The following is a 12,734-nucleotide window of genomic DNA, read 5'->3' as shown; positions in this document are numbered from 1 at the left end:
GCAAGCCTAATGGTCGCCGGAGCCCGCTCGTCCGCCCCCGGTGCGCAGCGGGGTCCCGGAGGCCACCTCGATGCGTATGCCGTCGCGCAGTTCCAGGAACTGGCCGAGCGGATCGTCGGACATGCGGTCCCAGGGGAAGGACGTGGCATAGGGCCCGATGAGGCGCATCTGTTCCAGGGCGTCGCTCCACCGCTCCAGGCGTACGAGGACGAACGCGAGGACGTTGCGGACCTCGGCGGGCCAGGGGTCCCCGGCCTCGTACTCCGCGGAGACCGCGATCCCCAGGTCGGCCGCCGCGTCCAGGCGCTCGCGCGGCACGCTCCCCGAGGCGCTGGTGAGATACGCGAAAGCGGCCCGCGCGGGCAGCGCCTGGATCAGTGAACCGGGCAGGGCGTCGCGGGCGGCCCGCTCCGCGAAGTCGAAGCACTGGCTGTGCGAGCCGTACCAGGACGCGGAGAGGTACTGCAGGGCCGAGGCGTGGCAGCCGTAGTGATGCGAGGAACGGTGCACCGCCTCGGCCCGGATCTCGTCGAACACCGAGTGCGGGGCATGGGTGCCGCGCGCGTGGTCCAGGGCGATCCGCCACGGCACGGGGTCGCGCGGGTCGGCTTCGGCCGCGGCAGTGATCAGGGGCGCCGTCTCGCGCAGCAGCTCGGCGCGGGCGGGCGATTCCCAGCCGCGGACGACGGCGAGCTCGGCCTTGACGAGCAGCGCGTCCGGGTCGTGCGGCGACGCGGACCGCCAGTCGTCGAACCACTCGGGGCGGGAGCGGGCGAAGGCGGCGAGACGCGTCGTATAGCGGTCGCGGTTCTCCCATTCGTTGCCCTCGCGCGTCATGGCGAGCAGTTTGGCGGCGGGCCCGTAATCGCCACGGCCGGCGGCGACCAGAGCGGGGCCGAGCCGGTCGTCGGGCGCGTCGAGGAGCACCTCGTCGTCGGGGGTCAGACCGGAGGCGAGGAGCGGGGTGTTCCTGACCATTCGTGCGGTGCGGATCAGGGCGCGCAGGAGTGCCATCGTGTGGGTATTGAAATCCGCAGGTCGGGGCAGTGCCAGAGGGAGGCCGGTGAAGCTTTGGCATCAGTCGTTAGGTTGCCTGACACATGGTCAAGGGCTGGCAAAATCTCTGCTCCCGGGCGGCCCGGCAGGCTCGTCAGTTCCTTCGCAGCAGCCTGGTCGCCCCCGCCGCGACCGTCGTCGCGAGCACCCAGCCGAGCAGGATCAGGATGGCCGCGAACCACTGCCAGCCGCCGCGCAGCTGCCAGTAGCTGTCCTGGCCGAGGTTGATGACCGGGAGCAGCAGGTCGAGGGAGAAGAGCGCGGGGTTCCAGTTCGGGTGCTCGCCCGGTTTGATCGCCGGGTGGTCGGCGCGGGTGAAGGCCACCGCGCTCACCGCCCAGAGCACCGCCATCCACAGGGCGGCACGCCCTGGCCGGTAGCCGTAGGCCACCGTCCAGTCCTGGGCGAAGCCCCAGAGCTTCGCCGCGAGCGGCAGGGTCTCGCGGCGTCGGCGCTGCTTGGCGAGCAGGACCTCGCGGGCGTCGGCATCCTCGCCGCCGTTGCGCAGGACGGCGGCCAGCTTCTCGTACGGTTCGGGGTTGTACTCGGCGGTCGCGGCCGCCACCCAGGCCAGGCGCCGGGCGAGCGGGAAGCTGCCCTGCGGCACGAGGTTCTCGTAGCTGAAGCCGCCCATCTGGAGGCCGCCGGGGCCCGGCCAGCTGGTCGACTTGTCGATGAGGTTGACGACCTTGGCGCCGGACAGAATGATCTTGCCGCGCTGCGGGGCCTCGCCGAGGAAGCGCAGCTCGGGGGTCTGGACGCGGCGCAGCGACACCTCCTGGTCGTTCTCCAGGGTGAAGCGCGCCTGGGCCAGGTCGACGGCGTCCCCGAAGCGCCCGTCGTCGAGCCGGATGCCGCCCTGGCACTCGAAGCGCTGGACGCGAGTGCCGCGCGGGGGAGTGGTGCCGCTGGTCATGGGGGGATCGCCGAGGGCGGCGGGCGTCATGTAGAGGGTGCGTTCCACGGTCATCTGCGGGGCGTTCAGCGCCCGCTGGCCGTACGGATTGGCGAGCTTGCTGCCGCGCAGGCTGAAGGAGACGCCGACCTTCGCGCCGCGCAGGCTCAGCTGGCCGTGCGACTCCATCATCTCGGCTTGGAGGTCCTGCCCGACCGAGAGCCCGTCGCCCATGATCGAGTTGCCGCGCCGGTCGCGGTAGATCACGGCCTGGTTGATCAGCAGGTCGGTGCCGATCTGGGCGTCCGTGAGACGCATGCCGTTGTGGATCCGGCAGCGCGGCAGATGCAGGTCGCCCTCCGTGTGCAGGCGGGCCGCCTCGACGCGCGGGATCGAGCAGTTGACGAGCCGCAGGGTGGTGAACTTGGCCTCGGGGACCAGGACCTCCTTCTCGAAGCGGCAGTGCTTCAGCTCGGCGTAGGGGACGATCTCGCCGCCCGCCAGGTCGAGCACGTCCGTGATCTGGAGGCCCGAGAGCTTCAGCGACGAGACCCGGCCGGAGAGCGCGGGCGGCCCCTCCAAAAGCAGCCAGCACACGATGCGGGCGCGCACGCTGCGCTCCGGGCCCCACGGGTGGCCGCCGTGCGGATCGTCCGCCATCGCGTCCCCCGACCGGAGGTCGTACACGCTGCCGTTGCGAAAGGCCTGCCACATGCCGATCTCGGCGGCGGTCAGTCCGTCCGGCGGATCACCGGTGTCGTCGACCACTGCTGTTGTCCTCCCCGTACTGCGATGTCCTGCGATGTACCGCGATCCCCGTGCCGCTTTCCGGTCCTGCGATGCGCCCTGGTCTCGTACACCTGTTTCATGCCCGCTCAGTGACGGGCTGAACGCTAGTGGTGAACGTCGCCTTCCGGGTTCCATATCAGCCAGTGATACGGCGTTCGGCCGGGAATCAGGGTCTGAGAGAATTGGCCATGTGATCTCCCGAATCGATCTGCGCGGCGACGCCCTCCCCGAGGGCCCCGCCCTGCGCGCCCTGCTGCCCCGTGCCGACTTCGACGTCGCGGCCGCCCTGGAGAAGGTGCGGCCCATCTGCGAGGACGTGCATCATCGTGGCGACGCGGCGCTGATCGAATACGCGGAGAAGTTCGACGGGGTACGGCTGACGCAGGTCCGTGTCCCCGCGACCGCCATCGCCGAGGCCCTGGCCGGCCTCGACCCGGTCGTGCGCGAGGCGCTGGAGGAGTCGATCCGCCGCGCCCGCATCGTCCACCGCGAGCAGCGCCGCGCCCCGCACACCACCCAGGTCGTGCCCGGCGGCTCGGTCACCGAGAAGTGGGTGCCGGTCGAGCGCGTCGGGCTCTACGCCCCGGGCGGCCGGTCCGTCTACCCGTCCTCCGTGATCATGAACGCGGTCCCGGCGCAGGAGGCGGGCGTCGAGTCGATGGCGCTCGCGTCCCCGCCGCAGAGCGACTTCGACGGCCTTCCGCACCCCACGATCCTCGCCGCCTGCGCGCTCCTCGGCATCGACGAGGTGTACGCCGTGGGCGGCGCCCAGGCCGTCGCGATGTTCGCGTACGGCACCGAGACCTGCGCGCCCGCCAACATGGTCACGGGCCCCGGCAACATCTGGGTCGCCGCGGCCAAGCGCTACTTCACCGGCCGCATCGGCATCGACACCGAAGCGGGCCCCACCGAGATCGCGGTCCTCGCCGACGACACGGCCGACGCCGTGCACGTAGCGTCCGACCTGATCAGCCAGGCCGAGCACGACCCGCTCGCCGCCGCCGTGCTCGTCACCGACTCCGTCGCCCTGGCCGACGCGGTCGCCAAGGAGCTGGAGCCGCAGGTCGCGGCGACCAAGCACGTCCAGGACCGGATCGTCCCGGCCCTGGAAGGCCGCCAGTCCGCGATCGTCCTGGTCGACGGCCTGGACGAGGGCCTGCGCGTCGTCGACGCGTACGGCGCCGAGCACCTGGAGATCCAGACCGCGGACGCCGCGGCCGTCGCGGACCGCGTCAAGAACGCGGGCGCGATCTTCGTGGGCCCCTGGGCCCCGGTCTCGCTCGGCGACTACTGCGCGGGCTCCAACCACGTCCTGCCGACCGGCGGCTGCGCCTGCCACTCCTCGGGCCTGTCCGTCCAGTCGTTCCTGCGCGGCATCCACATCGTCGACTACACGCGCGACGCCCTCGCCGATGTGGCCCAGCACGTGGTGACGCTCGCCGAGGCCGAGGATCTGCCCGCGCACGGCGCGGCGATCAAGGCGCGGTTCGGATGGAAGGTGCCTCAGACCAAGTGACCGACAACGCCTCTTTGTCCCCCTGGGACGAACTCCCCATCCGCGACGAACTGCGCGGCAAGTCCCCTTATGGCGCGCCCCAGCTCGACGTACCCGTACGCCTGAACACGAACGAGAACCCGTACCCGCTTCCCGAACCGCTCGTCGAGCGCATCGCCGAGCGTGTCCGCGAGGCGGCCCGCGACCTCAACCGCTACCCCGACCGCGACGCGGTCGAGCTGCGCACCGAGCTAGCGCGCTACCTCACGAGGACCGGCGGCCACGAGGTCACCCTCGCCAACGTCTGGGCGGCCAACGGCTCGAACGAAGTCATCCAGCAGCTCCTGCAGACGTTCGGCGGGCCCGGCCGCACCGCCATCGGCTTCGAGCCCTCGTACTCGATGCACGGCCTCATCGCGCGCGGCACCGGCACGGGCTGGATCTCGGGCCCCCGCGGCGACGACTTCACGATCGACGTCGAGGCGGCCACGAAGGCCATCGCCGAGAACCAGCCCGACGTCGTCTTCATCACCACGCCCAACAACCCCACGGGCAACGCCGTCTCGGCCGACACGGTCCTCGCGCTCTACGAAGCCGCGCAGGCCGCCAAGCCGTCGATGGTCGTGATCGACGAGGCGTACGTGGAGTTCAGCCACGGCGACTCGCTGCTCCCGCTGCTCGCGGGGCGCCCGAACCTGGTCGTCTCCCGCACGATGTCGAAGGCCTTCGGCGCGGCCGGGCTGCGCCTGGGCTATCTGGCCGCGGACCCTGCGGTCGTCGACGCCGTACAGCTCGTACGGCTGCCGTACCACCTGTCGGCCGTCACGCAGGCCACCGCGCTCGCTGCCCTGGAGCACACCGACACGCTCCTGAAGTACGTCGAGCAGCTCAAGCAGGAGCGCGACCGGCTGGTCGGCGAGCTGCGTGCGATCGGCTATGAGGTGACCGACTCCGACGCCAACTTCGTGCAGTTCGGGCGGTTCGACGGCGAAGGGGCCGCCCACGCGGTCTGGCAGCGGATCCTCGACCGGGGCGTCCTGGTCCGGGACAACGGAGTGCCGGGCTGGCTGCGGGTCAGCGCGGGAACCCCCGAAGAGAACGACGCGTTCCTCGATGCGGTACGCGAACTGAAGAAGGAGCAGCAGGCATGAGCCGGGTTGGACGGGTCGAACGGACCACGAAGGAGACGTCGGTCCTCGTCGAGATCGATCTCGACGGCACCGGCAAGGTCGAGGTGTCGACGGGTGTCGGTTTCTACGACCACATGCTCGACCAGCTCGGCCGCCACGGCCTCTTCGACCTCACGGTCAAGACCGAGGGCGACCTGCACATCGACACCCACCACACCATTGAGGACACCGCCCTCGCGCTGGGCGCCGCCTTCAAGCAGGCGCTCGGCGACAAGGTGGGCATCTACCGCTTCGGCAACTGCACGGTCCCGCTCGACGAGTCGCTCGCCCAGGTGACCGTCGACCTCAGCGGCCGTCCGTACCTCGTGCACACCGAGCCCGAGACGATGGCGCCGATGATCGGCACGTACGACACGACGATGACCCGGCACATCCTGGAGTCCTTCGTCGCGCAGGCCCAGATCGCCCTGCACGTCCACGTGCCGTACGGCCGCAACGCCCACCACATCGTGGAGTGCCAGTTCAAGGCCCTGGCCCGCGCGCTGCGTTACGCCTCCGAACGTGACCCGCGCGCCGCAGGCATCCTTCCCTCCACGAAGGGCGCGCTGTAAAGCCATGACCGGTCTGACCACCATCCTGATCGTCGTCGGTCTCTTCCTGATCGGCGGCATCATCTCCTTCGTCAAGCAGGGGATGCCCAAAAGCCTGATCACGCTGCTCTCCATCGCCGCGGCGATGTGCCTGACGGCGGGGATCATGCGGCTCGACTACTGGAACTGAGGGGCGTACGCGACATGAGCTCTCCCCAGAATCCCCGCAAGAAGGTCGTCGTCTTCGACTACGGCTTCGGGAACGTCCGTTCCGCCGAGCGCGCCCTCGCGCGGGCCGGCGCGGACGTCGAGATCACCCGTGACTACGACAAGGCCATGGCCGCCGACGGCCTCCTCGTCCCCGGCGTCGGCGCCTTCGCCGCCTGCATGCAGGGGCTCAAGGAGGCACGCGGCGACTGGATCGTGGGCCGCAGGCTCGCGGGCGGCCGCCCGGTGATGGGCATCTGCGTCGGCATGCAGATCCTCTTCGCGCGCGGCATCGAGCACGACGTGGAGGCCGAGGGCCTCGACGAGTGGCCCGGCACCGTCGAGCCGCTGAAGGCCGACATCGTCCCGCACATGGGCTGGAACACGGTCCAGGCGCCGGACGACTCCCAGCTCTTCGCGGGCCTCGACGCCGACGCCCGCTACTACTTCGTGCACTCGTACGCCGTGCACCACTGGGACTTCGAGGTCGGCAACCCCTCCTTCCGCGCGCCCAAGGTCGCCTGGACCACGCACGGCGAGCCCTTCGTGGCCGCCGTCGAGAACGGCGCGCTGTGGGCCACGCAGTTCCACCCCGAGAAGTCCGGCGACGCCGGCGCCCAGCTCCTCACCAACTGGATCGGAACCCTCTAGGAATGTCAGGGACCTCTGTGAGCAAGCTCGAACTCCTTCCCGCCGTCGACGTCCGCGACGGCCAGGCCGTACGCCTCGTCCATGGCGAGTCCGGCTCTGAGACCTCCTACGGCTCCCCGCTGGAGGCCGCCCTCTCCTGGCAGCGGTCGGGCGCCGAGTGGCTGCACCTGGTCGACCTGGACGCCGCGTTCGGCACCGGCGACAACCGCGCGCTCATCGCCGAGGTGGCGGGCGCCATGGACATCAAGGTCGAGCTGTCCGGCGGCATCCGCGACGACGACACGCTCGCCGCCGCCCTCGCCACCGGCTGCACCCGCGTGAACCTCGGCACCGCGGCCCTGGAGACCCCGGAGTGGGTCGCCAAGGTCATCGCCGAGCACGGCGACAAGATCGCGGTCGGCCTCGACGTGCGCGGCACGACCTTGCGCGGCCGCGGCTGGACCCGCGACGGCGGCGACCTGTACGAGACCCTGGAGCGCCTCAACTCCGAGGGCTGCTCCCGCTACGTCGTCACCGACATCGCCAAGGACGGCACGCTGCAGGGCCCCAACCTGGAGCTCCTGCGCAACGTCTGCGCGGCCACGGACCGCCCGGTCGTCGCCTCCGGCGGCGTCTCCTCGCTCGACGACCTGCGCGCGATCGCCGAGCTCGTCCCGCAGGGCGTCGAGGGCTCCATCGTCGGCAAGGCGCTGTACGCGAAGGCCTTCACCCTCGAAGAGGCCCTCGCCGCGGTGGCGACGTCATGAGTGACATCGTCCGCCGGGTGAGCTCGGGCGGTCCGTGGGAAGAGGCCATCGGCTACTCGCGCGCCGTCGAGCTGCCCAACGGCCTCGTCCTGGTGTCGGGCTGCACGTCGGTGGTGGACGGCGTCATAGACGCCGGGACCCCCTACGAGCAGGCGGCCAACGCCTTCCACGTCGCCGTCGAGGCCCTGAAGAAGCTGGGCCTGGGCCGGGAGCACGTCGTGCGCACCCGCATGTACCTGACCCACGCACGTGACGTGGAGGAGGTCGGCCGGGCCCACAAGGAGCTCTTCGACGACGTCCGCCCCGCCGCGTCGATGCTCATCGTCTCCGGCTTCATCGACCCGAGCCTGGTCGTCGAGGTCGAGGTCGAGGCGTACGGTCCGCGCGCGAGGGCAGGTGCCGAATGACCCTCTCCGTACGTGTCATCCCCTGCCTGGACGTGGACAACGGCCGGGTCGTCAAGGGCGTCAACTTCCAGAACCTGCGCGACGCGGGCGACCCCGTCGAGATGGCCAAGGTGTACGACGCCGAGGGCGCCGACGAGCTGACCTTCCTGGACATCACGGCCTCCTCGGGCAACCGCGAGACCACGTACGACGTGGTCCGGCGCACCGCCGAGCAGGTCTTCATCCCGCTCACGGTGGGCGGCGGTGTCCGCACGGCCGGGGACGTCGACAAGCTCCTGCGGGCCGGCGCGGACAAGGTGGGCGTGAACACGGCCGCCATCGCCCGCCCGGAGCTGATCCGCGAGATCGCGGAGCGGTTCGGCCGCCAGGTGCTCGTCCTCTCGGTGGACGCGCGGCGCACCGCGTCCGGCAGCTTCGAGGTGACGACCCACGGCGGCCGCGAGTCCGCCGGGATCGACGCCGTCGAGTGGGCCCACCAGGCCGCCGAGCTCGGTGCGGGGGAGATCCTGCTCAACTCGATGGACGCGGACGGCACCAAGGACGGCTACGACATCGAGATGATCGCGGCGGTGCGCCGTCACGTCACCGTCCCCGTCATCGCGTCCGGCGGCGCGGGCCGCCTCGACCACTTCCCGCCCGCGATCGGGGCGGGCGCGGACGCGGTCCTCGCCGCTTCGGTCTTCCACTTCGGGGATCTGCGGATCGGCGAGGTCAAGGACACACTGCGGGAGGCCGGACACCCCGTGCGCTGAGGCGTACCGCTGCGCGACGAGCCCTGGTCACCGGGTGGCCAGGGCTTTTCGCTGACCTGATGCGAAAGAAAAGTTGCGCAATTTATATTGCGCAAGTTTTCTTTTGTATCTACGGTCGGTGTATGGAAGACCAGCAAAAATCAGGCGAGCCACGCCGCATCACCGACCTCGGCACGCTCAAGGCGCTGGGACATCCGCTGCGTCTGAGGGTGTACGGAGCGCTGCGGGTGTCGGGCCCGTCGACGGCGTCCCAGCTCGCCTCGCAGGTCGATGAGGCGGTCTCCCTCGTCAGCTACCACCTGCGCAAGCTCGCGGAGCACGGCCTCATCGAGGAGGCCGAGGTACAGAGCGAGGACGCGCGCGAGAGGTGGTGGCAGGCGGCCCAGGACAACCTGAGCTTCCGGCACGAGGACTTCAGGGACTCACCCGAAGGGGCAGCCACGCACGCGGCCGTCGTGCGCAGCCTGATCTCGTATCGCCGGGAGCAGTACGAGACCTATCTCGACCAGCAGGAGGCCTGGGGCGCCGAGTGGCGCATCGCAGCCGACCAGTCCGACTTCCTCGCCCGCCTCAACCCCGCCGAACTCACCCGCCTCAACGCCGAGATCCACGCCTTGGTCAAAACGTACGAGGAGCGGGGCAAGGCCGCCGAGGCGGCGGGCGACACCGAGGGGCGCGAGAACGTCGCCGTACACCTGGCCAGCTTCCCCTTCCGTCTCTGAGAGGGCCGCCCCACATGACCACCACCGCCATACGCACGGCTCCCGCACCCGAGAGACCCGCGCACAAGGACGGCAACGTCCTGCGCTGGCTCGGCGCCTACAGCGCCTCCGCGGTCGGCGACAACGTCTACTACCTGGCCCTGTCCTGGGCCGCCGTCCGCTCCGGAGGTCCCGCGCAGGCAGGCCTGGTGATGGCCGTGAGCGCCGTGCCGCGTGCGCTCCTGATGCTGGGCGGGGGAGTGGTCGCCGACCGCTACGGGCCGCGCAGGGTCGTCATCGGCAGCGACGCCGTGCGGTGCGCGGCGGTGTTCGCGGTGGCGGGGCTGCTGGTCGTGGCGAGCCCCGGGGTGTGGCTGCTCGGCGCGCTCGGGCTGGTCTTCGGGACGGTCGACGCGCTGTTCATGCCCGCCGTCGGAGCGCTGCCCGCCCGCGTCACGGGACGGGACCAGCTGGCGCGGGTGCAGGGGATGCGGGGCCTGGTGGTCCGTCTCGCCCACGTCGTGGGCGCCCCGCTCGGGGGCCTCGGGGTCGCGCTCGGCGGCTCCGCGGCGGCCTTCGGCATCGCGGGGGCACTGTTCGCGGTGTCGCTGCCACTGCTGATCTCCCTGCGGGTGAGGGAGCTGCCGGACGACGGCACGGCGGGCGGGCGGACCGCGTGGAGCGAACTGGGGGACGGGCTGCGGTACATCCGCGGACACCGCGTTCTCGCGCCCCTGATGGGGCTCGTCGCCCTGGCCGACCTGGGTTTCGTCGGACCGCTGAACATCGGGCTCACCATGCTGGCCGACGAGCGCGGGTGGGGCGCGTCGGGGGTCGGCCTCGTCCTCGCCGGGTTCGGGGCGGGCGCCGGGATCTCCGCGCTCTTCCTGACCCTGCGGGGGAGGGTGCCGAGGGCCGGGCTCGTGCTGTCGGTGACGTGCCTCGCCGGAGCGGTGGGAGTGGGCGCCATGGCGTACGTGCCCGTCCTCTGGGCCGCCGCGGGGGTGGCGCTGCTGGTGGGGCTCCTGATCGGGCTGACGGGGGCGGTGTGCGCGGCGCTGGCGCAGACGGAGGCCGACCCGGCCTACGTGGGGCGGGTGACCTCGGTGGGCAGCCTGGTCAGCCTGGGTGTGGCACCGCTGACGTATCCGCTGACGGGCGTGGCCGTGGAGGCGTGGGGCACGGCGCCGGTGTTCACCGCGAGCGCGGCGGCGTGCGGGCTCGCCGGTCTCTTCGGGATGTGCTCCCGCGGACTGCGGGAAGCGGAACTGCCCCGCTGAACCCGCGTAGCGGCTACGCCCTTCCCTGCATCAGCTGCACCAGATTCCCCACCGTGTCGTCGAGCACCGCGGTGATCACCGGGCCCTGCTTCTCGGGGCCGTGGGCGAACCGCACGCCCAGGCCGACGAGCCGTTCGTGCTCGGCCCGCACGTCGTCGACCCCGAGGACGATGCACGGGATGCCCGCCGCGTGCAGCGCCTTGCGGTAGGGCTCGGCGATGGGCCCCTCGCCCGGTTCCAGGAGCAGCTCCACGTCGTTGTGACCGCCCGCCGCCCCGACCGTCACGAAGGGCATGCCACCGCCCGGCCACACGTGATGACGGGTCTCGAAGCCCAGGACGTCCGTGTAGAACGCGTGGGCCCTGTCCACGTCGTCCACGTACACCCCGGTCATCGCGACCCGGATCATCAGATGCCCAGTTGCTTCGTCTCGTGCAGCCTGGCGATCGCGTCCTTGTCGCCGTCCAGCTCGACATGGGCCGCGTCCTGCCGCCCGTGCACGAACATCAGCAGCTCGGAGGGCTCGCCGGTCACCGTCACCACGGGGGTGCCGCGGTGCGCCACCACCGTCTGGCCGTCGGGGCGCCGCAGCACAACGCCCACCGGCGCCTTGCGGCCCACCAGGCGGGCCATCCGCTCCAGGCGGGACCACAGGGCGTCCGAGAAGACCGGGTCGATCTCGCGCGGCGTCCAGTCGGGCCGGGCACGCCGCACGTCCTCGGTGTGGACGTAGAACTCGACGGCGTTCGACGCCTCGTCGATCTGCTTGAGGGAGAAGGGGGAGAAGCGCGGCGGTCCCGTTCTGATCAGCTGGATCAGTTCCTCGTACGGCTTCGCGGCGAACTCGGCCTGCACCCGCTCCAGGCGCGAGGCCAGCTGCTTGATGAGAAGCCCGCCCGCGGCGTCCGCGCGGCGCTCGCGGACCACCACATGGGCCGCGAGGTCACGGGTGTTCCAGCCGTCGCAGAGCGTGGGGGCGTCCGGGCCCTCCGCCTCCAACAGATCGGCGAGGAGAAGTCGTTCACGCTTGGCATGGGTCGACATACGCCCCAGCGTACGACTCGGTACAGGGTCCGCCCAGTGGACGTGGCCCGGCGGGACCACCGGATCGCGGCACAATGTCCCCATGACCGCCACGCCCCCGCCCAGCAGCCTCGACCCCGAGATCGCCGCCCGCCTCAAGCGCGGCGCCGACGGCCTCGTCCCCGCGATCGCCCAGCAGTACGACACCGGCGAGGTGCTGATGCTGGGCTGGATGGACGACGAGGCGCTGCACCGCACGCTCACCACGGGGCGCTGCACGTACTGGTCGCGCAGCCGTCAGGAGTACTGGGTCAAGGGCGACACGTCCGGCCACTTCCAGTACGTGAAGTCCGTGGCCCTGGACTGCGACGCGGACACCGTCCTGGTCCAGGTCGACCAGATCGGCGCCGCCTGTCACACGGGCACCCGCACCTGCTTCGACGCCGACACCCTCCCGGTCACCTTCACCGGCACCGGAGCGTGATCGTCTCGCCGTCCCGCAGCACGATGCGGGACGGGTCGCCGGCGACGGAGCGCCCGGCGACATCCGCGCGGCACTTCTCGCGTACGCCGCTCACGCCCCACTCCGTCATGAACTGACCCAGGGTGAAGTCGCGCCACTCCTCCGACTCCACGTGCAGGGTGCCGCTGGTGTCGTGCGTGTGCAGCGGGCTGTAGCGGGGCTTCGGGCCCGAGCGGTCGATGCCGATGTCCGCGGGGACCGTGACGGGACTGGCCCCCGAGTACACCTTCAGGGTCGTGTGGATGTGCATGTCCATCGCCTCGGAGTCGAGCATCTCCAGGCCGGCGGCACGCACCCGCTCGGGCACGTTCTTGGGGGCGGGCCACACCACGGGCCCGGGAGCGGCGGCGGCCGCGAACGCGGTCGAGGCGAGGAGGAGGGCGAAGGCGGGCAGCATACGGCGGTTGGTCATCGTCCCGTTCTAGCGGCCCGCGTTCCGCCGACCGGTCCGCGACACCGCCGGCCACCCGCACGGCCGTAAGCTCCTCC

16 protein-coding genes are annotated in these 12,734 nt (G+C 71.3%); 11 read left to right on the top strand and 5 right to left on the bottom strand.

Annotated features, from left to right (window positions below; all coding sequences use genetic code 11):
- Nucleotides 1-6: 6 nt before the first annotated feature.
- Both ACWFRU_RS00760 and ACWFRU_RS00755 read right to left on the bottom strand, forming a co-directional pair.
- The gene (locus ACWFRU_RS00760) at nucleotides 7-1,014 is read right to left on the bottom strand and encodes a hypothetical protein (protein ID WP_453683602.1); all 1,008 of its coding nucleotides are present in this window, start codon (nucleotides 1,012-1,014) and stop codon (nucleotides 7-9) included.
- A gap of 136 nt (nucleotides 1,015-1,150) precedes the next feature.
- Nucleotides 1,151-2,665, bottom strand: a complete 1,515-nt coding sequence (locus ACWFRU_RS00755) for an oxidoreductase (protein WP_453684469.1) — start codon at nucleotides 2,663-2,665, stop codon at nucleotides 1,151-1,153.
- A 265-nt stretch (nucleotides 2,666-2,930) separates the two neighbouring features.
- Here ACWFRU_RS00755 and hisD point away from each other — a divergent pair, with 265 nt between their 5' ends.
- The 10 genes from hisD to ACWFRU_RS00705 all read left to right on the top strand — a co-directional run bounded on the left by hisD (nucleotide 2,931) and on the right by ACWFRU_RS00705 (nucleotide 10,699).
- Nucleotides 2,931-4,256 carry a histidinol dehydrogenase gene (gene hisD, locus ACWFRU_RS00750; RefSeq protein ID WP_453683601.1) on the top strand — a complete coding sequence of 442 codons (1,326 nt, stop codon included), beginning with the start codon at nucleotides 2,931-2,933 and terminating at the stop codon, nucleotides 4,254-4,256.
- Nucleotides 4,257-4,270: 14 nt separating this feature from the next.
- The gene (locus ACWFRU_RS00745) at nucleotides 4,271-5,386 is read left to right on the top strand and encodes a histidinol-phosphate transaminase (RefSeq protein ID WP_453684467.1); all 1,116 of its coding nucleotides are present in this window, start codon (nucleotides 4,271-4,273) and stop codon (nucleotides 5,384-5,386) included.
- Nucleotides 5,383-5,976, top strand: a complete 594-nt coding sequence (hisB, locus tag ACWFRU_RS00740; protein ID WP_135330188.1) for an imidazoleglycerol-phosphate dehydratase HisB — start codon at nucleotides 5,383-5,385, stop codon at nucleotides 5,974-5,976. The genes ACWFRU_RS00745 and hisB overlap by 4 nt, the downstream gene beginning before the upstream one ends.
- Before the next feature lie 4 nt (nucleotides 5,977-5,980).
- Nucleotides 5,981-6,145, top strand: a complete 165-nt coding sequence (locus ACWFRU_RS00735; RefSeq protein ID WP_453683600.1) for a hypothetical protein — start codon at nucleotides 5,981-5,983, stop codon at nucleotides 6,143-6,145.
- Nucleotides 6,146-6,159: 14 nt separating this feature from the next.
- A complete protein-coding gene (gene hisH, locus ACWFRU_RS00730; RefSeq protein ID WP_453683599.1) occupies nucleotides 6,160-6,813 on the top strand; it encodes an imidazole glycerol phosphate synthase subunit HisH in 654 nt (217 codons plus the stop codon).
- Between the two features lie 17 nt (nucleotides 6,814-6,830).
- Nucleotides 6,831-7,559: a bifunctional 1-(5-phosphoribosyl)-5-((5-phosphoribosylamino)methylideneamino)imidazole-4-carboxamide isomerase/phosphoribosylanthranilate isomerase PriA gene (priA, locus tag ACWFRU_RS00725; RefSeq protein ID WP_453684465.1), complete on the top strand. Its 729-nt coding sequence runs from the start codon at nucleotides 6,831-6,833 to the stop codon at nucleotides 7,557-7,559.
- On the top strand, nucleotides 7,556-7,966 hold the full coding sequence (locus tag ACWFRU_RS00720) for a RidA family protein (protein WP_453683598.1): 411 nt from the start codon (nucleotides 7,556-7,558) through the stop codon (nucleotides 7,964-7,966). Before priA ends, ACWFRU_RS00720 begins: the two co-directional genes overlap by 4 nt.
- The gene (hisF, locus tag ACWFRU_RS00715; RefSeq protein WP_453683597.1) at nucleotides 7,963-8,718 is read left to right on the top strand and encodes an imidazole glycerol phosphate synthase subunit HisF; all 756 of its coding nucleotides are present in this window, start codon (nucleotides 7,963-7,965) and stop codon (nucleotides 8,716-8,718) included. The genes ACWFRU_RS00720 and hisF overlap by 4 nt, the downstream gene beginning before the upstream one ends.
- A gap of 122 nt (nucleotides 8,719-8,840) precedes the next feature.
- Nucleotides 8,841-9,440 carry an ArsR/SmtB family transcription factor gene (locus ACWFRU_RS00710; RefSeq protein WP_453683596.1) on the top strand — a complete coding sequence of 200 codons (600 nt, stop codon included), beginning with the start codon at nucleotides 8,841-8,843 and terminating at the stop codon, nucleotides 9,438-9,440.
- Nucleotides 9,441-9,454: 14 nt separating this feature from the next.
- Nucleotides 9,455-10,699: an MFS transporter gene (locus tag ACWFRU_RS00705; RefSeq protein WP_453683595.1), complete on the top strand. Its 1,245-nt coding sequence runs from the start codon at nucleotides 9,455-9,457 to the stop codon at nucleotides 10,697-10,699.
- A 13-nt stretch (nucleotides 10,700-10,712) separates the two neighbouring features.
- Here ACWFRU_RS00705 and ACWFRU_RS00700 read toward each other — a convergent pair whose 3' ends face one another.
- Together ACWFRU_RS00700 and ACWFRU_RS00695 are read right to left on the bottom strand one after the other, a co-directional pair.
- Entirely contained in the window at nucleotides 10,713-11,108 is a 396-nt protein-coding gene (locus ACWFRU_RS00700; RefSeq protein WP_453683594.1) for a VOC family protein, read from the bottom strand.
- Nucleotides 11,108-11,743, bottom strand: a complete 636-nt coding sequence (locus ACWFRU_RS00695) for a TIGR03085 family metal-binding protein (protein ID WP_453683593.1) — start codon at nucleotides 11,741-11,743, stop codon at nucleotides 11,108-11,110. The genes ACWFRU_RS00700 and ACWFRU_RS00695 overlap by 1 nt, the downstream gene beginning before the upstream one ends.
- A gap of 82 nt (nucleotides 11,744-11,825) precedes the next feature.
- Here ACWFRU_RS00695 and hisI point away from each other — a divergent pair, with 82 nt between their 5' ends.
- Nucleotides 11,826-12,206, top strand: coding sequence for a phosphoribosyl-AMP cyclohydrolase (gene hisI, locus ACWFRU_RS00690; RefSeq protein WP_453683592.1), 381 nt, complete (start codon nucleotides 11,826-11,828; stop codon nucleotides 12,204-12,206).
- Here the strand turns inward: hisI and ACWFRU_RS00685 are convergent.
- On the bottom strand, nucleotides 12,187-12,657 hold the full coding sequence (locus ACWFRU_RS00685) for a hypothetical protein (protein ID WP_453683591.1): 471 nt from the start codon (nucleotides 12,655-12,657) through the stop codon (nucleotides 12,187-12,189). The two genes, hisI and ACWFRU_RS00685, sit on opposite strands and share 20 nt — an antisense overlap.
- Between the last annotated feature and the right edge of the window lie 77 nt (nucleotides 12,658-12,734).

This window comes from Streptomyces sp. NPDC055099 (genome assembly GCF_053607685.1).
This window is presented reverse-complemented; position numbering and strand designations above follow the sequence as displayed.